Below are 21,083 nucleotides of genomic sequence, written 5' to 3' on the forward strand. Positions count from 1 at the left end.
TTATACCTCTCTCTCCTGGTCGTTCACCATTTTGCTATTGTACAGTCTCCTGTAAACTGCACATAGTTCCATAAGTTCTTCATGTGTCCCGAATCCTGCCACTGCTTTGCCGTCCAGCACAAGTACTTTGTCAAACCGTTTGATCTCCTGCATATTATGCAGAATCATCAAGATAGTGCTGTCTCTATATTCAAATAACAGATTATCCAGAACCATCTTAGCTGTATCTTGATCAAGTGCAGATACAGGCTCATCCAACAGCAGCACATTGCCATGTTTGAAAAAAGCCCTTGCCAGGTTGATTCTCTGCATCTGGCCGTTAGAAATTGACTGAACTGCCGTATTTATCACGGTATCATATCCCTTCTCAAACGACTGGATAAAATCATCAATCAGGGCATTTTTGCCTGCAGCAGCAACGTTTTCTTCCCTGCAGTCCTTATCTGTCATTTTAATGTTATCTTTAAATGTTCCATGAAAGAGAAAAGTCTCCTGTGCAACTGCCGTTATTTTCTCTCTAATGTACTCCGGAGACATTTCCGCAATATCTTTTCCCTGAAAATAAATCTGCCCTTTCTCAGGCATATACAATCCGCCAAGCAGTTTGAATAAGGTAGTTTTACCGCATCCGCTTGTACCGGCAACTGCAATCTTTTCACCCATGTAAATACAAAAACTAATATCGTGAAGTATGACTCTGCTGCCATACATAAAACTAAGTGAACGTACATCATAGACAGGCAGAAGCTTCTGTTCACTCACATGCTGTAAGTTTTCACTCATTTCAGACTCATTCTGCATCATAAAAAGTTTCTGTATATGAGCAGTGCTTGCTCTCGCCCCCTGCAGACTAACAGGTACTTCATTCAGTATTTTAATACCCTCCCCTACAAAATTCGCAAGCAGAATGACGCTGGTCAGCATTCCCAGGGACATCTCCCCCTCCAGAATAAAATATGCACCCAGTACCAAGAGCAGTATGTTTGTAAAATGCCCAAAGGCCCGTCCATAATTGTCGACCATCTGTTCACGCAGAATACGTTTCATCCGAGCTTTCTTATAGAGTTTTAACCCGGCTTTATTCTTTTCTCCGAACAGCTCTTCCAAACAAAAGGACTTGATTACCAGGAGCAATCCAATTGTCCCTGTAAAAAAAGACAGTATACTGCCATATGTCTTTTTTTCATTGGCATGATATACTCCCAGCCTTTTCGCTATCATCATCTCTGGAATGGCAATAAGCGGTATCAGCCCAATTGTGCACAATGCGAATTTCCAATTTAAATGTGCCAGAAAAAAGATTGTCAGCCCCAGCTGTGCTGGCAGACACCCTATCTTCAATATTGTAGACAGCCAGTTTTTTAGACCTTCTATATCTTTTGCAGCAATTGAGAGTAATTCTCCATCATTAATCTGTTCAATCTCCCGAAACTGTGCTGAACATATTTTTTCTCCAATCATGACCTGCAGGCGGTATGAAAATTCCGCTTTCATTTTGCCGCCCCAAAAAGCCAGTAAAGCAGAACTAATAGTAGAGGCGAGCAGCGAAAATAGAATTGCAAAAAAATAATGCACTGTTTCGCTGTATCCGATTGAGACCGCATCAATAATCAACCCCAGATAGTAGGTAACAATAAACAATGCACTCGCTGAACCAAAGGCCAGCAGAATCATAAGCGCTGTCTGGGTGTAAAGTTTTTTACCATATATAGTTCTCATAAATTTATTTAGATCCATATTTACCGCCTTTCTTACAAATATCATTTAGTATATATTTGCGCTATTGAATTGAACCATTCATTCTAATTCATATGCAAAAGTTAAAGCGCATTTTGCGCTTCAGACTTTTAATTTTCGTTTTATTTAAAGCTGGTACATTTTCCTGACAACTCCTATACATATCTCTTTAGCAGTATCACGCTGAACAGTAACCTGCGGGAAAGACAGAACAGAGTTCAGCGCCCACCATGTGATTGCATTAATCAGAAAAGGTACATGAAGCGGGAGATATTCCAGTTGCCTGATCTGTCCCGCGTCTATATACACCTTCAGATACTTTTCAAGTTCTCCGAAAAAAGCCCATTTTCTAGGCATATATTCTTTATTCATTTCAGCCAGTGCTTCCGGATTATGTTCGATCACATCCAACGCAAGAAGATAATCTGCAAATAAGTCAAATAACTCTTCTACCAGGGTCAGAAAATCTTTACAAATTTCCCCCTTTTCATCCGTAATATTCAAAATAGAACCAAAAGAATAATCCATCACCCTTCTCAGCATGGATAAAAGTTCTGAGTCATCAGCCGGTTTTATAGGCAGAGTGAATTCCTGTAACAGATAGTCTTTATCGAAGGTTGCTTTAATCACAAAAGAAAGGACGGCATCTTTTCCGGTAAACGTGGAGTACATTGTACCAACGGCGACACCGGATGCTTTGGCTATTTCCGCCATTTTTGTGTTTGCATAACCATTCAGGTTGAAAAGCCGGCCAGCCTCCTGATATATTTTTTGCAGTCTTGGATTCTCCATAATATTATCCTTTCATAAAATTATTATTTGCATCTCGAAATGAATCATTCATTCTAATTCTAGCAGGTATTTATTTTCTTGTCAAGATGATAAGGCCAAAAGATATTTTGTATCCAACATTATCAGTATCTCATTAAGTTCTGAAAGCCCATAAAATAAAGTTTTTATATAATTGATTAAATGCTCAACTGTACATTCTATTTCTTTAAGTGCTATATTGACAATTGATTATATATTCAACTATACTATTTACAGCAGTATAAACTTTACAGACATACCCCAAAGGAGGAACAAGCTTATGAATACAAAGAAATCCGACTGTGATCCGGTTAATATAAAAGCACTTGGCAGGATTCGTCCCAATATGCTTCACCCTGATGTGCTAAGTGACCTTTCTGAATTTTTTAAAGTGATGGGGGATAATACAAGAATCAATCTGCTCTGGGCATTAGAGGAAGAAGAATTGTGTGTTGGAGATCTGGCTGTCCTTCTGGACATGACAAAATCTGCCGTATCACATCAGCTCAGGGCGCTGCGCCAGTCAAAGCTGATCCGCGCCCGGAGAGATGGGAAAAATATATACTACTCTTTAAATGATGATCACGTAAAAGATATTCTGGAGATGGCGCTTGAGCATATCAGCGAGTAAAGGCATCCGTGCCCGCATATACAGCGCTTCCCCCAAGCATCTCTTCTATCCTCAGAAGCTGATTGTATTTGGCTACTCTCTCACTTCTGCTGGGCGCTCCCGTCTTTATCTGGCATGTATTAAGTGCAACAGCCAGGTCAGCGATGGTAGTGTCCTCTGTCTCTCCTGAGCGGTGTGACGCGATGGCTGTATATCCGGCTTTATGCGCCATTTTAATGGCCTCCAGTGTCTCAGATACAGAGCCTATCTGGTTGAGCTTAATAAGGATGGAATTACCGCAGCCTTCCCGGATGCCTCTTGCCAGACGTTCAGTATTTGTAACGAACAAGTCGTCTCCCACCAGCTGGACTCTGTCTCCCAGCACTTTTGTGATTTCCTTCCAGCCGTCCCAGTCCTCCTCATCAAGCGGGTCTTCTATAGAACGGATGGGATATTTATCGCATAGCTGTTTCCAGTGTGCGATCAGTTCCTCTGAGGTAAATGTCTTTTTGCACTTAGGAAGAAGATATTTTCCTTTTTTGCCGCTCTTCCATTCACTGGCTGCGGCGTCCATAGCCAGCACAAAATCTTTTCCCGGCTCATATCCGGCTTTTTTTACCGCCTCCAGGATGTATTCTATAGCTTCTTCATCGCTTTTAAGGTCCGGGGCAAAGCCCCCTTCATCTCCCACTGATGTTGCCATGCCTTTATCCTTCAGTATGGATGCCAGGACATGGAATACTTCTGTGCACCAGCGCAGCCCTTCTCTGAAACTGGTTGCTCCTGCAGGCATGATCATGAATTCCTGCACATCGACTGTATTTGCCGCATGGGCTCCCCCATTTAATATATTCATCATTGGAACAGGCAGTCTGTTTCCTGAAATGCCTCCAAAAAACCTGTAGAGGGGTATGCCCATAGAGCAGGCTGCAGCCCTGGAACAGGCAATGGAAACTGCCAGGATGGCATTTGCCCCAAGCTTCGATTTATCGGACGTACCGTCCGCCTTTATCATTGCACTGTCGATCGCATAAATGTCGGAGGCATCCATATCCTGAAGTTTTTCATTTATCGTCTTGTTGATGTTCTCTACTGCTTTTTGGACACCTTTGCCCCCATATCTTTTTTTATCCTGATCCCTCAGCTCCAGGGCCTCAAATTCACCGGTGGATGCACCGCTGGGCGCTGCTCCCATCCCGCACGTGCCGTCCTTTAATATGACCTGGGCCTCCACGGTGGGATTTCCCCTGGAATCAATGATCTCTCTCCCTCTTACTTCTTTAATCTTCATATTTCTCATAGCTGCTCCTTTCATGCCGCAAATAACTAAAAAATCCTCATCATACATATATATGATAAGGATTTTACAAAAATTTATACAGCTGAAGCCAAATTCTCTTCACTCTCCGTCTCATCCTTAGCCGGATATGGAGAGAGTTTTTCTGCAGTTTTTATTTTCTTCTTGTCTTTGACAATAAATTTAACTATCTTGACCATCAGCGGAATGAGCGGAAGCCATATCAGGGTATTGATCACATTAAACATCATATGGCCATTTGCAATCTGCCTTGATATCACCTCGGCCTCATTCCCCTTAGGCGATATCCACTGAATAAAACGGGCGAACTGGGGGATAAACCAGATAAAGAGCATACTTCCCGTTATATTAAATACACTGTGGGCAACAGCAGTCCTCTTTGCATTTTTAGACTGTCCGATGCTTGCAAGCAGGGCTGTGATCGTCGTTCCAATATTGTCCCCCAGCAGGATGGGGATAGCACCGGCCAGCCCCAGAATACTGCTCACCCCGTCGGGTCCGGCCTGTGATGCAAAGTTCTGCAGTACAGCGATGGTGGCGCTGGAGCTCTGCACTACCAGGGTCATCACAGTGCCGAGGAGCACGCCAAGCACCGGGATATGTGAGACCTGGGCGATCAGGTCAGTGAAAACAGGGCTGGAAGCCAGCGGCTTCATGACTGAACCCATAGTCTCAATTCCCACAAACAGCAGCCCGAATGCAAAGATCGTCTGCCCAATATATTTTGTCTTTTCTTTTTTTGTTATAAAGGAGATCAAAAAGCCTGTAAATACGATTGGCCAGATGTAGTCACTGATCTTAAACGCAATCAGCTGTGCAGTCATCGTCGTTCCTATATTTGCTCCCAGGATGATGGAAATCGCCTGTGGAAGACTCATCAGCCCCGCCCCCACAAACCCAATGGCCATGACTGTGGTAGCGCTGGAGCTCTGGAGCACAGCCGTTGCCAGTGCGCCTGCCAGAACACCCATCAGAGGATTCTTTGTGAGTACAGCAAGGACACTTTTCATTTTCTCGCCTGCAACCTTCTGCAGACAATCACTCATCATATTCATGCCAAAAATAAAAATTGCCAGACCTCCAAGAAGTCCAAAAACGGTATCGAATACTTCACCCATACTTTTACACTCTCCATTCGTGCGTACTTTAGCGGACCAGCCGCAATATCTTCTTCTCTATTATGAAGAATTATCAGCTGCTTTTCCACCTGCACAACGTCAAATCTGTGTAAAATCTATGTAAAGTGTTTTTGTACATTATTTCGATGAGTTCTCATATTCCTGAGCCGCCGGGTCTTTAAACTGGTATACACGAGACCACTCCTTCGTGCTGTCATCACGCACTGTCTCTGACTGATTCTTATATAAGAACCTGACCAGCTGATAACAGTCCACCCATATCTCATGTACTCCTTCTCTCTGTGATTCATCAAAAATCAGCTGAAGGCCAAAATGAAGATGGTACGTATCTATATTATTTACGTTTTCCTTCGTGCTGTATCCTGTCCTGCCCATGTAGCCGATCACATCACCTGCCTGGACGATGCTTCCCTCCTCAAGCGTCCTGCAGAACGGAAAATTCTGTCTTAAGTGAGCATAGTAATAATATCTTCTGCCGTCAAAGCTGCTGATACCTATACGCCATCCTCCATACTGGTTCCATCCCATCACTTTCACGTATCCCGACTCCACGGCCACAACAGGCGTTCCAACCTGCCCCATCATATCATGCCCCAGATGATTACGTTTATATCCATAGCTTCTGGAAGCTCCGAAATCATCATAATCGCTGTATGGGAATCCCTTTGCTATAGGCGAAAAGCCTTTCAGGCCATACTTCTTCACCCACTCAGTTTTTCCCTCCCCATCCGTTTCTTCAATCTCGTATTCTCCCACCAGGCCTCCAAGAACAGCCTCATACGCCTCTTTATAGTATGAATAATATTTCATATCCTTTGTGAGTTCTTCCATCTTGGCCCCCTCTTCCAGCTTCTGTGCCAGCGCCGTCATGTCAGAATCCTTGTACTGCTTAAAATCCCCGCCATACCTGGCGCCCAGATAAGCAAGCAGCTCGATCCAGTTCAGATGCACTTCCTGGCCGTATGTCTCTGTATCGAGAGAATATGCCTTGCTGAGAGCTTCACATGTTACATTAAACTCCACCCATTTTATGTAATCTTTCTTCTCCGACTCTTCTGTCACCTGCGTCTCTGCGCCGGCGGCAGTCTCCTGTAAAGGGTTCAGACCTAAGAATACAAGTATGGCTGTAAGCACCGCGGCCTCGGCCAGAATTCCAAAAAACAAACATTTTTCTTTTCCCATAATCTCTTCCCACATGAAAACTCTGTATTATATTATGCAGAAAGGCTGACGGGAATGCCTGAACAGTCACTGGCATTTTTCAATCCTTCTGCAAATATACTTTAACAAATGAATTTCAGGTGGTTTCAATGATTGACAGATCATCCTATAAGAAATATGTAAAAATCGGTATCCTCTTCTGTGCCTCATTCCTTCTCGGGCATGCCGTGGGAATGGCCAGGGATTATTTTACACAAGATGAGGCCGTGACAGCCAGCGCTGACGGCAACTGGGGCTTAAGTTTCCAGGAGGAAGGCCAGCCTCCTGTCGCAAATGCTTCTTTCGAGGAGCTGGCCAAATACAACGCATACTATGCGGAAGATACAGAGGATAAGGTATTATACCTGACATTTGACTGCGGATATGAAAACGGGAACACGCCTGCTATCCTGGATGCCCTGAAAAAACATAATGCCCCTGCCACCTTTTTTGTCGTGGGAAATTTTCTCTCCACCAGCCCAGACCTGGTAAAGCGTATGGTTGCAGAGGGCCATACAGTAGGCAATCATACTTACCATCACCCGGATATGTCTAAAATCTCCACAAAAGAAGCCTTTGCCAAAGAACTGAGTGATATTGAGGAGCTCTACCAGCAGACGACAGGACAGCAGATGACAAAATATTACCGTCCGCCCCAGGGCAAATACAGTTCTGCAAACCTGGAAATGGCAAAGGAGCTTGGATACAAGACATTTTTCTGGAGCCTGGCTTATGTAGACTGGTATCAGGATAAACAGCCCACAAAAGAGGAAGCCTTCAAAAAGCTTCTGGGCCGTATACATCCCGGCGCCGTAGTGCTGCTCCACAACACTTCCAGCACGAATGCCGCTATCCTGGATGAACTCCTGACAAAATGGGAAGAGATGGGATACACCTTTAAATCGCTGGATGAACTGGCTGCTGCCCAATGATGTCATTTCTATTGTAGAAACCAGCGCTGTATGCTAAAATAACAGTACTATATTATACAAAAAGGCGGAATGCAAATGAAACGTTTTAAGAAAGCACTATGTATTACAGGAGGCGCAGTGGGGACAATTCTGATACTGCTTGTCTGTGCCGTTCTGTATCTCACGATCCGTGAATACAGGCCTGACCCCGCAGAAGATATACAGGTTCCCTCCGGCAGCAGCAGAAAGCCTGCCCCCGGTGATGAGCTTACATTTATGACATATAATATCGGTTATGGGGGACTCAGCCAGAATGAAGACTTCTTCATGGACGGCGGAACGAAGGTTGAACCTGAAAGCAGGGAACTGGTGGAAGAAAACATGCAGGGGATCGCCGATATCCTTGCAGCCAATCCTGCTGATGCATATTTTCTCCAGGAAGTGGATATCAATTCAAAGCGTTCATACCATATTGATGAACAGCAGTATCTGGAAAAGGCCCTTGGCCTCGGAAGCATGTTCGCATATAATTTTAAATGTGATTTTGTGCCCTATCCTCTCCCGTTCATAGGACATGTGGAGGGAGGACTGCTGACCATGACAAATATGCAGGTGCAGGAGGCTGTCAGGATCTCCCTGCCGGAATCCTTCTCATGGCCTGTCAAGACATGCAATCTGAAGCGCTGCCTCTTAAAAAGCCGCATTCCTCTGGAGGGTACAGATAAGGAGCTGGTGCTGGTCAATCTTCACCTGGAGGCTTATGACAGCGGCGAGGGCAAGATCGCTCAGAGCAAGATGCTGGCAGAGATCCTCAAGGAGGAATCCGACAAAGGAAATTATGTGATAGCAGCCGGGGATTTTAACCAGACTTTCGAAGGCACCAATGAGAAATATCCCATCCTTGTCTCCGATTACTGGACACCCGGCGTAATCTCCCCCTCTGACCTGCCTGAAGGCTTTTCCTTCGCCCTTGATGACACTTACCCTACCTGCCGGCTTTTAAATGCCCCGTACACAGGCTCTTATGAGACTTCTCAGGTTTATGTCATAGACGGCTTTATTGTATCATCAAATGTGAGCGTCAAAGCAGTTGAGGTACAGGATGTGAATTTCCGGTATACTGACCATCAGCCTGTCAAGCTTACTGTGACCCTGACCCCCTGACAACAGAAACTAAAAAACCGCTTTCCGGTGGGGGATGATCCGCTTCCTGTCAAACAGACAGTGAGCGGTTACTCCTTTCTGGAAAGCGGTTTCTTTCATTCCTGCGAACCCGGCTTCTTATTTTTCAGTTCATTACTGTCCAAGATCACGGTAAAAGGACCGTCATTGCACAGCTCAACCTGCATCTCTGCGCCAAACACGCCTTTCTGTACATCGGCTGTCCTGCTCCTGCATTCAGAGATGATATACTCATACAGTTCTTCTGCTATTGCCGGCGGCGCCGCATCAGTAAAACTGGGCCTGTTGCCCCTGCGGCAGTTTGCATACAGCGTAAACTGTGATATAAGGAGCAGAGCACCTCCCACATCTGCCAGCGACAGATTAGTCTTTCCGTTCTCATCTTCAAAAATCCGCAGCCCTGTCATTTTCTTCACAAGGATGTCTGCATCCTCCCTGGTATCTTCATGTCCAATACCGATCAATACCAGAAATCCTTTTGATATGGAACCGGCAGTTTCACCGCCAATACTCACACTGGCCTTCTTCACTCTCTGTATTACGAATTTCATAAAGGCTTATACTCCTGCTGCATCCCTGGCTTCTTTCAAAGCCACGAAATTTTTGATCAGCTCTACTGTACCATCAACACCGCAGATACTGCTGTCGATACACAAGTTGTAGCTGCTGGCATCTCCCCACTTCTTATTGGAGTAATAGTTGTAATAGCTGGCACGCTTTTTATCTGTCTTCTGTATGCTGTCCTTTGCTTTGGCATCAGTCAGATCATATTTCTCGGCGATCCTTCTGATCCTTGCCTCCATCGGCGCCTCTACAAAGACTGACACACAGTTCTTATACTCTGACAGAGCATAGTCTGCACAGCGTCCTACCATGACGCAGGGGCCTTCATTGGCAATTTCCTTGATTGCATTGAACTGAGCCAGAAATACCTTATGATTGATCGGCATATCTGCAAATGCTGCTGAAGAGTACCCCATAGAATAGGTATCCATCACCAGCGAATAAAGAAAACTGTTTGTAGGTTTCTCATCATGATTCTCAAAAAGTTCTTCGCACAGGCCGCTTTCTTTTGCCGCACGGCTCAAAAGCTCCTTATCATAAAATTTAATTCCAAGGTCAGCTGCCAGTTTTTCACCGATCTCTCTTCCGCCGCTTCCATACTGTCTGCCGATAGTTATAATAGTCTTACATGCCATACGCGTCACATCCTTTCTTTCCTTGTATGGAATTATTATAAAACAAATCCGCCAAAATGTACACATATTTCATACATTTTAACGGATTTCCTTTAAATTTTTTTTAACAGCTGCTCAAAATACTCAGGAAGAGGAGCTGTAAACTCCATATACCCGCCTGTTCTGGGATGCACAAAACCCAGGACCATTGCGTGCAGCGTCTGCCCCTGGAGCTTAAAGGGACATTTTGACTGCCCGTAAACAGTATCTCCAAGCAGAGGATGGTGTATGTGGCTCATATGGACCCTGATCTGGTGGGTTCTGCCCGTCTCCAGACTGCATTCAATATAAGTATACTTCTCAAACCGCTGTATCACCCTATAATGGGTGACAGCTTCTTTTCCGTTCTTTTCATTTACAGCCATCTTCTTGCGGTCTGTGGGGTGGCGTCCGATAGGCGCACAAACAGAGCCCGCATCCGCCTCAATTACTCCATGGACGATAGCCCTGTATCTCCTTGTAATGGAATGCTCCTTTAGCTGAGCTGCGATGGCCTGATGAGCAAAGTCATTCTTACATACAAGAAGGGATCCTGTAGTGTCCATATCTATCCTGTGCACAATGCCAGGCCTCATGACCCCGTTGATCCCTGAAAGGCCATCTTTACAGTGATACAAAAGCGCATTGACAAGAGTGCCGCTGTAATGGCCGGCCGCGGGATGTACTACCATTCCCTTTGGCTTATTTACCACCAGAAGGTCTTCATCCTCATACAGGATGTCAATGGCGATATCCTCAGGCACTATCTCAGGAGCCACTGCCTCCGGAACCTCCACGTGGATCTGATCTCCCTCGTCCAACCTGTAATTTGCCTTTGCCGGTTTCTGATTCACCAGCACATTTCCCTGCTTTAACAGCTTCTGAATATAGGAACGTGAAAATCCCTCCATCTCCCCTGCCAGAAAAACGTCTATCCGCTCTTCTATATTTTCAGGAGCAGCCTCAAACTCAATATGTTCCATCCTACTCTCCTGTATTACTGCCGGATTCCTTTTTTTTCTTCAATGAAAGAAAAGAAAAGTCTTCATCCTTATATCCAAAGATTATCAACAGGACCAGGGCTATCATACTGACAACCACATAGATATCCGCCACATTGAAAATCGGAAAATCAATCAGTGAAAAATAAAAGAAATCAATCACGTATCCATGCCATATACGGTCTATCATATTCCCCACAGCTCCTGCCGCAAGGACTACAGAAAGCACACGCAGGGGATTATATTTTCTCTGGGCCGGAAGCCTGCAGTAGCAGTATCCGACTATAATCAGGATAATTATCCCGGTAACTACAATAAATGCTTTCTGGTTCTGGAACATACCAAATGCCGCTCCTCTGTTTTCCAGATATTCCAGCTGAAATACACCTTTTATAAGAATGAGGGGGGCATTTCCTTTCAGAAGCGTCTGAGCCAGGTATTTCGTATACTGGTCCAGACCTATAAGCGCAAGCATAGCCAGAAGCCCCGATGCCGCATAGTAGATAAATTTTCTGTTATTCTCTGTCTCAGTCATTTTTCTCCCTTAAATCTGCATTCAGATAATTGACAGCTTCCCTGATCTCATCGTCAGTCACTGTCAGGTCTACATAAGCCTCCCCTATACCTTTAAGCAGGATAAACTTAATCTGTCCCTTTTCCATTTTTTTATCCAGCTTTGTAGCCTGTAAAATTTCCTCTGTATCCAGTCCGTCAAAAGATATAGGAAGGTCAAATCCTACATTCATATCTCTTATCTCAAAAAACTCTTCATTGCTGAGCATCCCTCTCTTCCACGAGATATATGATGCAGCCACATAACCAAGAGCCACACACTGTCCGTGCAGGATGCTGAAATTCTTAAGCTTCTCTACAGCATGCCCTATTGTATGGCCGAAGTTGAGCAGCGCTCTGTCCCCTTTTTCAAGAGGATCTTTTTCCACTACATATCTCTTTATCTTCAGGCTTTCTCTGACAAGCGCCCCCAGCACATCCTGTTCCCTCTCACAGATCTCGGAGAGATGTTCAATGACCCACTCATAGTAATCCGCGCTTTTAATAAGGCCATGCTTCAGCACCTCACCCATACCACAGTAAAACTGTTCATCTGTCAGTGTCTTCAGGGCGCCTACGTTGACATAAACCATTTTAGGCTGATAGAAAGCTCCCACCATATTCTTATAGCTGTCAAAATCCACACCTGTTTTTCCGCCAATACTGCTGTCAACCTGTGATAGCAGTGTTGTAGGTACCTGAACAAAATCAATCCCTCTCAGATAGGTGGCTGCCGCAAATCCTGTCAGATCGCCTGTCACTCCGCCTCCAAGGGCCACCAGGAGATCTTTTCTCTCAAAATGTTCATTGATCAAATACTCATAGAGGTTTCTGACTGTATCCAGTGTCTTGCTGGCCTCGCCTGCCGGAAATGTAAAGACGCATATTTCTTTACACACAGGCGCCAATAAGCCTTCAACCTCACCGGCATACAGCTTTCCAACTATATCATCTGTTACTATGCATATCTTTCTGTCTGCTGTCTGCATCTCACCCATACGTACCGGCAGATTCCCAAAGGAATCTTCCAGCCAGATCTTGTAAGCCAGTTCTCCGTCTTTTTTCACCGGCAGGCAGTTCTTTTCTTCTGTTTTCATTGTACTTGGCCCCTTTATTTATATTTGTAACTTTTCACTTATATTTTTCTATTTCAACAAGCAGCTTCCCTTTTTTAGTGGTAGAGCACTGCCCGAGAAATTTAAATTTTCCCATCCCTCTAACAGAAATAATATCTTCTTCCTTCAGACTGCAGCCGTTTGATGTGACCAGCCTGCCGTTCACAAAGACCTTTCCCTCTTCTATCAATCTGGACAGTGAGCTCCTGGAACCTTTAAAAGCAAGTGACAGGACAGCATCCAGCCTGATGGAGGAGACGCTTCCCGCAATCTTTTCACGGTTCACTGACACTGTGCAGCTGCCATTATCCACAAAACAGCGTACCTCTGTGTGGCGTATCCTGTGTATCTCAGAGCAGATAAAATCTTCCATACTCTGATGGCAGAACATCCATGTGCCCTCTTCACCCGGCAGGATATCCCCTATCTTCCCTCTGTCTATCCCCAGATTAAGCACAGCACCCAGGTAATCCCTGTGGGTCAGTTTCTCTGCAAACCGCCTGTTCAGCGGCTCTATCTTCAGACAGGAGACAGGAAATTCCCAGTCATAAGAAAGAGCATCAGGTATGAATGCTGCCATCTGACGCTCCGCTGCTTCATAACCGCCAAAAGTTTTCCACTTGACAAAGGAAAACTTTTGCTGCGAACTATGAAAAATATTCAATTCATTTAAATTCATAAAATCTGTAAAACAGACAATATCGCGCTGCTGCGAGCAATTTGCCAGATCAGTCAGGCGCTTTTGGAATAATTCTTCCTCTTTATTCATGACTGCTCCTAGAAACTTGTGTGGATAGCCGGAACATCAAACGCTCCTGTCAGGATTTCCTGAACATCACCTGAAATGTCCACAGAAGCCGGTGTTATGATAAAGATATAATTGCTCACTTTCTGGAGGTTTCCGCTGATCGCATAACAGGAGCCTGAAGAGAAATCAATGATCCTCTGGGCGATATCCAGATCCAGGCCTTCCATATTAAGCACGACTGTACAGTTTGCCAGCAGTGTCTCTGTGATCTCCCTTGCGTCTTCCATAGATCTTGGCTTGATCACACATACTTCCATACCGCCTGATGCCTTTCTCGGACGCATGGGGGAAACCTTGCTGGAAGTAGTCGTACTTGACATCTTCACCGGGCGCATCTTAGGCTGCTGCTGTTTCGGCTGCTGTTTGCTCTTCCTTACAGGCTCATCATACTCATAATCATCATCATCGTATTCTTCTTCCTCTTCGAGCTTTTTAAAGAGCCTTTTTTTCGGCCGTTCTTCTTCATATTCATCTTCTATATCATCATCTAAGAAATCGTCATCATCAAAATCATCGTCATCATTTAATTTCATTGCATTAAGAAACTTATCTAAAACTCCCATCATTAATCTCCTATCTTAATTCTTTATCTTACACTGTAATCTCTGTCCCCGAAAATGCCTGTCCCCACGCGGACCAATGTAGCACCTTCTTCGATGGCAACTTCAAAATCACCAGTCATACCCATGCTCAAGTTACACATATTAACATTATCGATGTTTTTGCTTTTAATGTCAACATATAATTTTCTTAATTTTTTAAAATATTCCCTGTTTTCTTCAGGATTTTCCACAAAAGGAGCTATTGCCATGAGCCCTTCTACGTGAATATAAGGTAGTTTTGATATGTTTTTGATAAATTCCTCTGCATTTTCTTCAAAGATCCCGTCCTTGGATGCTTCTCTTGCAATATTGACCTCCACCAGCACAGGCATAACGATCCCGCGCTTTCCGGCCTCATCTGAGATTGCCTGTGCCAGCCTCTCCGAGTCTACTGAATGGATCAGGCAGGCTTTATCTATGATGTATTTTATTTTATTGCGCTGCAGGTGCCCTATCATATGCCATCTGATATTCTCCGGCAGGACCTCATACTTCTCCTTCAGTTCCTGAGGCTTATTCTCGCCAAAGTCAAGCACGCCCTCTTCCAGGACCTCCTCTATCATAGATACTGGTTTTGTCTTGCTGACCGCTATCAGTGTCACATCTTCACGTTTCCTGCCGCTCCTTAGGCACGCTTTGGCAACACGCTCTTCCACATTCCTTAAGTTTTCCTTAACCATCGTATCCCTTCCTGTCTTTTCATTTTGTCTAATGTAACTGTTCAGTACCTTCACAGTTACATGCAAAAATCCATTTAAAATCGCCTTCGGCGATGTGTCTAATACACAATGTCCTCATCCTTGACATCAGAAGCATCCAATGCTATATGGTCATATTGCGCCAGTCCATATGAGGAGCCCTCCTCCACAATACAATATTCTTCATTCTCGTCCAGAACCTTGATCTCCCGGAATACCGCATAGCCTTTATTGATGTTGTATACGCCCTGCAGTGTCTCAGTCTCTGAGATCTGGTATCTCTTAGAAGAATCCTTCAGCAGGACATATTCTCCCTCTTTGAACTGGCTCGAATCTACCAGATAATAAGAGTTTGTCTTATTATATACTGTCGCCATCACATACTTTGTGGACGCGGAGCCGTCACGGGCATATGTTTCTTTCAGAATGCCTACTTCCCCGGGGCTGTCCTCATTCACCGTCACAAAGTCTTTAGGAATCTTATAAAATATTTTCTCAGCAATGGCAGTGTTCGGTATCTTCAGTCCCGACTTCCTGTTCAGGACAAGCTCGATCTCCACAAACCTGTCAGATGCAAAACGCGACAGGGAATTGCTGATATCCAGCTTTCCGAAATATGTCCCATTATTCTGGACTATGGAAAAGCCTGCATTAAAGGTGGTGCCATCCTTCAGGAACCTGAAGCGCACTGTGCTCTTCTCGGCCAGCTCTGCCGCCAGCCTCTGGTCTAAAGGTATCACAAGCGACCAGCTCTCATCTGTGATCAGCTTGTACACAGGATCACCTGTAGATACCTGGCGGTTAAGCCTCAAATTTTCTTTTTTATAATTTTTCTGTTCGAAACTCTCAAGTGTAATATCATCTATCGTGAGATTTTCATAATTATCTATGGAATAGACAACCAGTCCGTCTGTGGGCGCTGTACAGAAATTGACAAGCCCTGTCCCTCCTGCTGTCTCCATCTGTCTTATGACAGCCTCGTTTGACAGTTCCAGTATACTGCTCTCTATATCCGCTTTGAAATTATAGACATTCTGGAATGCAGAGTTACTGTAATTGCTGGCATAGGAAGACATGCTGCTCCTGATCTTTGACATACTCTTTGCATCCAGCTCAGCTCCTGTGGTGTCCGAACCTGTGCCTTCCGCCAGTATCACACTGCCCTCGTTCAGCGAATAGACATTTCCTCCGCTCCCTACCTTTCCGCCCTCTCTGGCATAATACTCTACTGTGCCGGACTGGCCTGCGTTTACCACCTGCTCAGATTTCAGCGCCAAAGCTGTAAAACGGTAATTTCCTGACAGCGGACCTGCTGTCACCTCATACGCAGTAACTTTTTTTGATGTAAGATACATAACCATACAGATGATCATGTATATAAAAATAATTCCAAACATGATCGTCCCAATATTGAACCCGGGAAGACGCCGGTATTTCACGATTTTCTTTTTTTGATTTTGTGCTGCCAATTTCCAGCCTCCCTTCCCGAACATTTTACCACGTTACAACCTGCAGGACAACCTTGTTTTTATATTATTGTATAAAAACCTCATAACTGGAAAAAATAGAAAAGACCACAAAAGGAGGTAAAAAGAATGGGTACAAAATGGCTTGACTACACATCATTAACACTGGTCATAATCGGTGCCATCAACTGGGGATTGATTGGATTTTTCAATTTCGACCTGGTAGCATTCCTGTTTGGAAATATGACCTGGATATCCAGAATCATCTATGCCCTTGTGGGCATCGCCGGTCTGTATATGCTCAGCACCTACGGACGTATCGGCCAGCTCGGTGACAACGATTAATTACCGCTTGGAAAAAAGATACTCTATTAACTTAAAAGCCGTGAACCTTTTGGGTCCACGGCTTTTACCTGTTCTCTTATGTATCTGATGATGTTACAGAGAGATAATAACTTTAGATTTCGCATTTTCTGGCAATTCGCTCTCATCCATGGAAACGCTCAATACAAAAGTGATGTTGTATGTTTCACTGATTTTTTCCAGCTTATCAAGAGTTGGCGTAATATCCATGCCTTCCAGGTGCGCAATCCTTAAAAAGCTGTCTAAATACATCTGTTCCAAATCATTGTCCTGAGAAATAACTCCACAGATAAAGCCTATAAATTCGTCACTGTTTAAAACAGGGAAATCACTGATGGTGATCAGCCTTACACGGTTATTCAGCTCATACATGTGTTTTGTACTCTTGTCTATATAGACAATATTTCCGTGTGTAGTTTTGATTTCTGCATTTACCTTATCAAGTAATTGTTTTGTTTTCCCTTTTCCTTTTCTGCCTGCGATAATCTGTATCATTGTAATCTCCTCCTTTTGTCTTTACTGCGCAAATTCTATATGTACAATTATAATGTATTTATAGATAAATTACAACTACTATTTGTTTATTTTAGACAATAATTCGTTCATCTCATTATACAGCTGATCCTTAGAGTCTTCCTTCAGGATTATGGAGATATAGGGATTCCCATATTTATCCTTGCTGTACAGGCACAGGCAGGCTCCCGCTTCATCTGTCGTACCGGTCTTGCCTCCGAACACAGTCACATCTGAGGGCGCTGTCGCTTCGTTGATAAAATAATGGTTTGTGGATTCCCAGGTGATCATCGTCTGGGCATTTGCATCCTCATCCGTGGGGCGGGTAAAGTTTGCCTCATAGGAATGCATGCTGATGATATCCCTGAATGTGTCATATTTCAGCGCTTCATTAAACATCAGGTATACGTCATACACTGTTGTGTAGTGGTCCTCATCCTGAAGTCCGTGGGCATTTGTAAAGTGCGTATTGGTAGCGCCGATTTCCTGCGCTTCCTGATTCATCATATCAATAAAGCCTTCCACACTGCCCCCCACGTGTCTGGCAATAGTCATGGCGGCGTCATTTCCAGAGTTTATCATAAGCCCGTAGAGCAGCATCTTCAGCGAGAGCTGGTCACCAGGCTGTATCTCGCAGACTGAAGAGCCGTATTCAATATCCTTGGCCTCCTCGCCTACTGTTACCATGTCGTCCAGGTTGCCATACTTTAAGGCAACAAGAGTGGTCATGATCTTTGTTATACTGGCAGGATAACGTTTTTCATGGATACTCTTTGCATACATGAAATCTTTATTATTCACATCAATCAATGCCGCAGACTTTGCTTCCAGCTCCAGACCTTCCATGGGAATATCTGAGGTCGCCACACTTAAGTCAGCTGCAAATGAGACTGCTGTTCCATTCAGGGATGACATTTTCTTCATCCCAAGAACAGGATCACTTTTATCATAGGGATTGAGAAGCGCTATATCCTTCGTCTGAAAAAAGAAGATATAAGCGGCCGCACCCGATGCGATTATCAGGCAGATAAACAGGGCTGCAAAACGGTGCAGGGCTTTCCGCCGCTTCATCTCACGTTCAAGGCGCAGAGCTCCTCTGCTCTTCTCCCTCGGCGGGCGCGTCTGAGCCGTTCTGCGGCTGCCGCTGTATCCGCCCGCCTCCCTGCCTGAAGCGCTTCTTGTACGGTTCCCCTGATTTCTTGTCCCGGTATTTCTGTCATTTCTGCTCATATTATATTTCTCCGTACTTTATTTATAGATCTCACGCCATTCCAGCTCGCCGCGGTCCAGAGACTTGATCAGCAGCTCCGCTGTGGCCAGGTTTGTGGCCAGAGGTATATTATGCATATCACAGAGCGTAAAGATATTTTTTACACTGGGCTCATGCTTCTTGGGTGAAAGAGGATCTCTTAAAAAGATCATCAGATCTATCTGATTGTGCTCTATCTCTGAGCAGATCTGCTGCTCTCCTCCAAGATGGCCCGCCAGATACTTGTGGATGTTCAGATTTGTCACTTCCTCCACAAGCCTTCCTGTCGTTCCTGTAGCGTATAGGTTATGTTTGCTCAGGATCCCCCTGTAAGCAATGCAGAAATTCTGCATCAGTTTTTTTCTGGCGTCATGCGCGATCAGTCCAATATTCATATTCATTCAATAGCCTCCTGTCAATATTTTCTTACCTGCAGCCCCACGTTCAATACCAATCCTATCCCTATATACAGGCTGATCAGGGAAGTCAGGCCGTAGCTTACGAAGGGGAGGGTTATCCCTGTATTCGGCATCAGATTCGTAGCTACGCAGATATTCATAAAACTCTGGACAGAGATAAGCGCCGCCACACCGCAGCATATTATTGTTCCCGACATATCACGGGCTTTTTTCCCTATCCTGATGCACTCATAAGCAATCAAAAGCTCCAGCACAACAATGATGCAGCAGCCTAAAAATCCAAGCTCCTCTCCTGCCACGGCAAAAATAAAGTCAGTCTGAGGCTCAGAAATGAAATTGCCGTTCTTTACAGAAGAGATCACATTATTATTCAGTCCTTTTCCATACAGCTGCCCTGAACCGATCGCTATGACAGAGTTTGTCTGCTGGTATGCCGTATCTGCATACTGGCTGGGATTGATCCATGCCAGGATACGGTTCAGCTGGTAGTCCTTCAGCAGAGTCTGTCCCGGCTGGGTAATAATGCTCAGGAATATGACGGCTGCAGGTATTGCTACAACTAATATACCACCAATTATTTTATAACTCAAGCCTGCAATAAAAATCATGCAGCAGAATACAAGCATGACAGCAATCGTAGTTGAAAGGTCAGGTTCTGAGACAATAAGCCCCAGCGGGATCCCAAGCAGCATGAGTGACCCCAGGATCACCTTCAGTGTATTCAGATCCTCTTCATGTTTAGAGAAAAACTTGGCAAAAAAGACTATGATTATGATCTTTGCAAGGTCTGAAGGCTGAAAGCTTGTAAAACCAAGATCGATCCACCGTGTGGCGCCATTTACATTAGACCCTATACCCGGTATCAAAACAACACCCAGCATGGCCAGGCATATCACATACCAGATCCAGTAGAAATTGAGCAGCCATGTATAATCGATCAGTGACACGATGACCATGACCCCCGCACCGCCGATAATTCCCAGCAGCTGTTTCAGCTGAACATCCTGCTTCGCGCTCCCAATAACCATCAGTCCCAGAATCGAAAGCGCCAGGACCCATAAGATAAGTCTGAATTTATAGTCCCTTAATTTGTATTGTTTTAACATTATTTACACCTTGTCCCGTCTCATCTGCGATTTCTAAACGTACCTCTATGTCTTTTGCATCTATCTCCAGGTATTTTTCAATTGTTCTTCTGAAGTCCTTTTTTATCATATCCATTGTATCGTAAGAACAGTTTGTCCTGTCACTCAGCAGCATGCCCCTGAGCCTTTCTTTTGCAATGCAGCCTGAATTTCTTCTGTGAAACAGATTCCATCCTATCATACAGGCACGCCCCCTCTAGTGTTTCTTAAAAAGGCCGGATACTTTTGACAAGAATCCTTTTCCCTTAGAAAAATCCATTAAAGGAACCGCTTCACCAGTTACCCTGCGGCAGATATTCAAAAATGCCATACCTGCCATCTCATCATTCCCCGCCAGAGGCTCTCCCTGATTTGTGGCAACCACTACACTTTCATCGTCCGGTATAGCTCCCAGCAGATTCACTGCCAAAATCTCCACCACATCATCCACTGACATCATGTCTCCCCTGCGCACCATATCTACCCTGAGCCTGTTGATCAGAAGGTCAGTCTTTCTGATCTCATTTGCCTCCAGAAGGCCAATGATCCTGTCTGCATCCCGGATAGCTGATACTTCCGGAGTAGTCACTACAATAGCTCTGTCTGCCCCGGCAATCGCGTTTTTAAATCCCTGCTCTATCCCAGCCGGGCAATCCAGAAGGATATAATCAAAGCTCTCTCTCAGATCGTCTGTGAGCTTGATCATCTGTTCCGGCGTCACTGCTGATTTATCTCTCGTCTGTGCAGCCGGGAGCAGATACAGGTTGGGATACCGCTTATCCTTTATCAGTGCCTGCTTCATACGGCAGTTTCCTTCGATGACATCCACCAGATTATAGACGATCCTGTTTTCCAGCCCCATCACTACATCCAGATTCCGAAGCCCGATATCAGTATCTACCAGAACTACTTTCTGGTCCAGCTTAGCCAGCCCTGTCCCAATATTAGCGGTAACTGTGGTCTTTCCCACTCCGCCCTTTCCAGAAGTGATAACTATTACTTCACTCATATTACATCCTCCTCGAATTTCAGCATACTGGGAGATTTTC

The 21,083-nt window shown here is 44.7% G+C and carries 23 protein-coding genes and 1 pseudogene; 4 read left to right on the forward strand and 20 right to left on the reverse strand.

Annotated elements, in window-relative coordinates:
* Both NSB28_RS01630 and NSB28_RS01635 read right to left on the reverse strand, forming a co-directional pair.
* Window positions 1-1,737 carry an ABC transporter ATP-binding protein gene (locus tag NSB28_RS01630; RefSeq protein WP_257497394.1) on the reverse strand — a complete coding sequence of 579 codons (1,737 nt, stop codon included), beginning with the start codon at window positions 1,735-1,737 and terminating at the stop codon, window positions 1-3.
* Between the two features lie 126 nt (window positions 1,738-1,863).
* Window positions 1,864-2,529, reverse strand: a complete 666-nt coding sequence (locus tag NSB28_RS01635; RefSeq protein WP_109624514.1) for a TetR/AcrR family transcriptional regulator — start codon at window positions 2,527-2,529, stop codon at window positions 1,864-1,866.
* Window positions 2,530-2,827: 298 nt separating this feature from the next.
* On the opposite strand from NSB28_RS01635, the gene NSB28_RS01640 reads away from it, so the two are divergent.
* Entirely contained in the window at window positions 2,828-3,178 is a 351-nt protein-coding gene (locus NSB28_RS01640; protein ID WP_109624513.1) for an ArsR/SmtB family transcription factor, read from the forward strand.
* On the opposite strand, the gene eno is transcribed toward NSB28_RS01640, so the two are convergent.
* The 3 genes and pseudogenes from eno to NSB28_RS01655 all read right to left on the reverse strand — a co-directional run bounded on the left by eno (window position 3,168) and on the right by NSB28_RS01655 (window position 6,796).
* Window positions 3,168-4,457 carry a phosphopyruvate hydratase gene (eno, locus tag NSB28_RS01645; protein WP_109624512.1) on the reverse strand — a complete coding sequence of 430 codons (1,290 nt, stop codon included), beginning with the start codon at window positions 4,455-4,457 and terminating at the stop codon, window positions 3,168-3,170. The genes NSB28_RS01640 and eno overlap by 11 nt on opposite strands.
* A 143-nt stretch (window positions 4,458-4,600) precedes the next feature.
* A pseudogene (locus NSB28_RS01650) lies at window positions 4,601-5,593 on the reverse strand (Na/Pi cotransporter family protein); the annotation flags it as partial.
* Window positions 5,594-5,731: 138 nt separating this feature from the next.
* Window positions 5,732-6,796: a M23 family metallopeptidase gene (locus NSB28_RS01655; RefSeq protein ID WP_109624510.1), complete on the reverse strand. Its 1,065-nt coding sequence runs from the start codon at window positions 6,794-6,796 to the stop codon at window positions 5,732-5,734.
* Window positions 6,797-6,924: 128 nt separating this feature from the next.
* Between NSB28_RS01655 and pdaA the strand changes: the two genes are divergently transcribed.
* Entirely contained in the window at window positions 6,925-7,746 is an 822-nt protein-coding gene (gene pdaA / locus NSB28_RS01660) for a delta-lactam-biosynthetic de-N-acetylase (RefSeq protein WP_109624509.1), read from the forward strand.
* 75 nt (window positions 7,747-7,821) lie between these two features.
* On the forward strand, window positions 7,822-8,889 hold the full coding sequence (locus NSB28_RS01665; protein ID WP_109624508.1) for an endonuclease/exonuclease/phosphatase family protein: 1,068 nt from the start codon (window positions 7,822-7,824) through the stop codon (window positions 8,887-8,889).
* A 95-nt stretch (window positions 8,890-8,984) separates the two neighbouring features.
* Here the strand turns inward: NSB28_RS01665 and dtd are convergent, their stop codons facing one another.
* The 9 genes from dtd to NSB28_RS01710 form a co-directional block, all read right to left on the reverse strand.
* Complete coding sequence (gene dtd, locus NSB28_RS01670) at window positions 8,985-9,458, reverse strand: D-aminoacyl-tRNA deacylase (RefSeq protein WP_109624507.1); 474 nt, start codon at window positions 9,456-9,458, stop codon at window positions 8,985-8,987.
* A gap of 6 nt (window positions 9,459-9,464) precedes the next feature.
* On the reverse strand, window positions 9,465-10,106 hold the full coding sequence (locus NSB28_RS01675) for a cytidylate kinase-like family protein (RefSeq protein ID WP_109624506.1): 642 nt from the start codon (window positions 10,104-10,106) through the stop codon (window positions 9,465-9,467).
* Between the two features lie 92 nt (window positions 10,107-10,198).
* The gene (locus tag NSB28_RS01680) at window positions 10,199-11,107 is read right to left on the reverse strand and encodes an RluA family pseudouridine synthase (RefSeq protein ID WP_109624505.1); all 909 of its coding nucleotides are present in this window, start codon (window positions 11,105-11,107) and stop codon (window positions 10,199-10,201) included.
* 1 nt (window position 11,108) lies between these two features.
* The gene (gene lspA, locus NSB28_RS01685; RefSeq protein ID WP_109624504.1) at window positions 11,109-11,660 is read right to left on the reverse strand and encodes a signal peptidase II; all 552 of its coding nucleotides are present in this window, start codon (window positions 11,658-11,660) and stop codon (window positions 11,109-11,111) included.
* Window positions 11,653-12,774, reverse strand: a complete 1,122-nt coding sequence (gene aroB, locus NSB28_RS01690; protein WP_257497395.1) for a 3-dehydroquinate synthase — start codon at window positions 12,772-12,774, stop codon at window positions 11,653-11,655. Before aroB ends, lspA begins: the two co-directional genes overlap by 8 nt.
* Before the next feature lie 34 nt (window positions 12,775-12,808).
* On the reverse strand, window positions 12,809-13,561 hold the full coding sequence (locus NSB28_RS01695) for a YlmH family RNA-binding protein (protein WP_109624503.1): 753 nt from the start codon (window positions 13,559-13,561) through the stop codon (window positions 12,809-12,811).
* A gap of 8 nt (window positions 13,562-13,569) precedes the next feature.
* A complete protein-coding gene (locus tag NSB28_RS01700; RefSeq protein ID WP_109624502.1) occupies window positions 13,570-14,163 on the reverse strand; it encodes a cell division protein SepF in 594 nt (197 codons plus the stop codon).
* 23 nt (window positions 14,164-14,186) lie between these two features.
* Window positions 14,187-14,882, reverse strand: a complete 696-nt coding sequence (locus tag NSB28_RS01705) for a YggS family pyridoxal phosphate-dependent enzyme (RefSeq protein WP_109624501.1) — start codon at window positions 14,880-14,882, stop codon at window positions 14,187-14,189.
* Between the two features lie 98 nt (window positions 14,883-14,980).
* Window positions 14,981-16,369, reverse strand: a complete 1,389-nt coding sequence (locus NSB28_RS01710) for a biotin/lipoyl attachment domain-containing protein (protein WP_109624500.1) — start codon at window positions 16,367-16,369, stop codon at window positions 14,981-14,983.
* 126 nt (window positions 16,370-16,495) lie between these two features.
* On the opposite strand from NSB28_RS01710, the gene NSB28_RS01715 reads away from it, so the two are divergent.
* The gene (locus NSB28_RS01715; protein WP_109624499.1) at window positions 16,496-16,711 is read left to right on the forward strand and encodes a DUF378 domain-containing protein; all 216 of its coding nucleotides are present in this window, start codon (window positions 16,496-16,498) and stop codon (window positions 16,709-16,711) included.
* Between the two features lie 93 nt (window positions 16,712-16,804).
* On the opposite strand, the gene NSB28_RS01720 is transcribed toward NSB28_RS01715, so the two are convergent.
* From NSB28_RS01720 to minD, 6 genes are all read right to left on the reverse strand, one after another.
* On the reverse strand, window positions 16,805-17,224 hold the full coding sequence (locus NSB28_RS01720; protein WP_109624498.1) for a twitching motility protein PilT: 420 nt from the start codon (window positions 17,222-17,224) through the stop codon (window positions 16,805-16,807).
* 78 nt (window positions 17,225-17,302) lie between these two features.
* Window positions 17,303-18,472, reverse strand: coding sequence for a D-alanyl-D-alanine carboxypeptidase family protein (locus NSB28_RS01725; RefSeq protein WP_243134629.1), 1,170 nt, complete (start codon window positions 18,470-18,472; stop codon window positions 17,303-17,305).
* 18 nt (window positions 18,473-18,490) lie between these two features.
* The gene (gene mgsA / locus NSB28_RS01730) at window positions 18,491-18,886 is read right to left on the reverse strand and encodes a methylglyoxal synthase (protein ID WP_109624806.1); all 396 of its coding nucleotides are present in this window, start codon (window positions 18,884-18,886) and stop codon (window positions 18,491-18,493) included.
* A 20-nt stretch (window positions 18,887-18,906) separates the two neighbouring features.
* The gene (locus NSB28_RS01735) at window positions 18,907-20,016 is read right to left on the reverse strand and encodes an FtsW/RodA/SpoVE family cell cycle protein (RefSeq protein WP_109624497.1); all 1,110 of its coding nucleotides are present in this window, start codon (window positions 20,014-20,016) and stop codon (window positions 18,907-18,909) included.
* Window positions 19,985-20,236: a cell division topological specificity factor MinE gene (locus NSB28_RS01740; protein ID WP_109624496.1), complete on the reverse strand. Its 252-nt coding sequence runs from the start codon at window positions 20,234-20,236 to the stop codon at window positions 19,985-19,987. The genes NSB28_RS01735 and NSB28_RS01740 overlap by 32 nt, the downstream gene beginning before the upstream one ends.
* Window positions 20,237-20,251: 15 nt before the next feature.
* The gene (gene minD, locus NSB28_RS01745; RefSeq protein WP_109624495.1) at window positions 20,252-21,043 is read right to left on the reverse strand and encodes a septum site-determining protein MinD; all 792 of its coding nucleotides are present in this window, start codon (window positions 21,041-21,043) and stop codon (window positions 20,252-20,254) included.
* Window positions 21,044-21,083: the final 40 nt, after the last annotated feature.

The sequence above is a fragment of the Murimonas intestini genome (assembly GCF_024622195.1).
Classification (GTDB): domain Bacteria; phylum Bacillota; class Clostridia; order Lachnospirales; family Lachnospiraceae; genus Murimonas; species Murimonas intestini.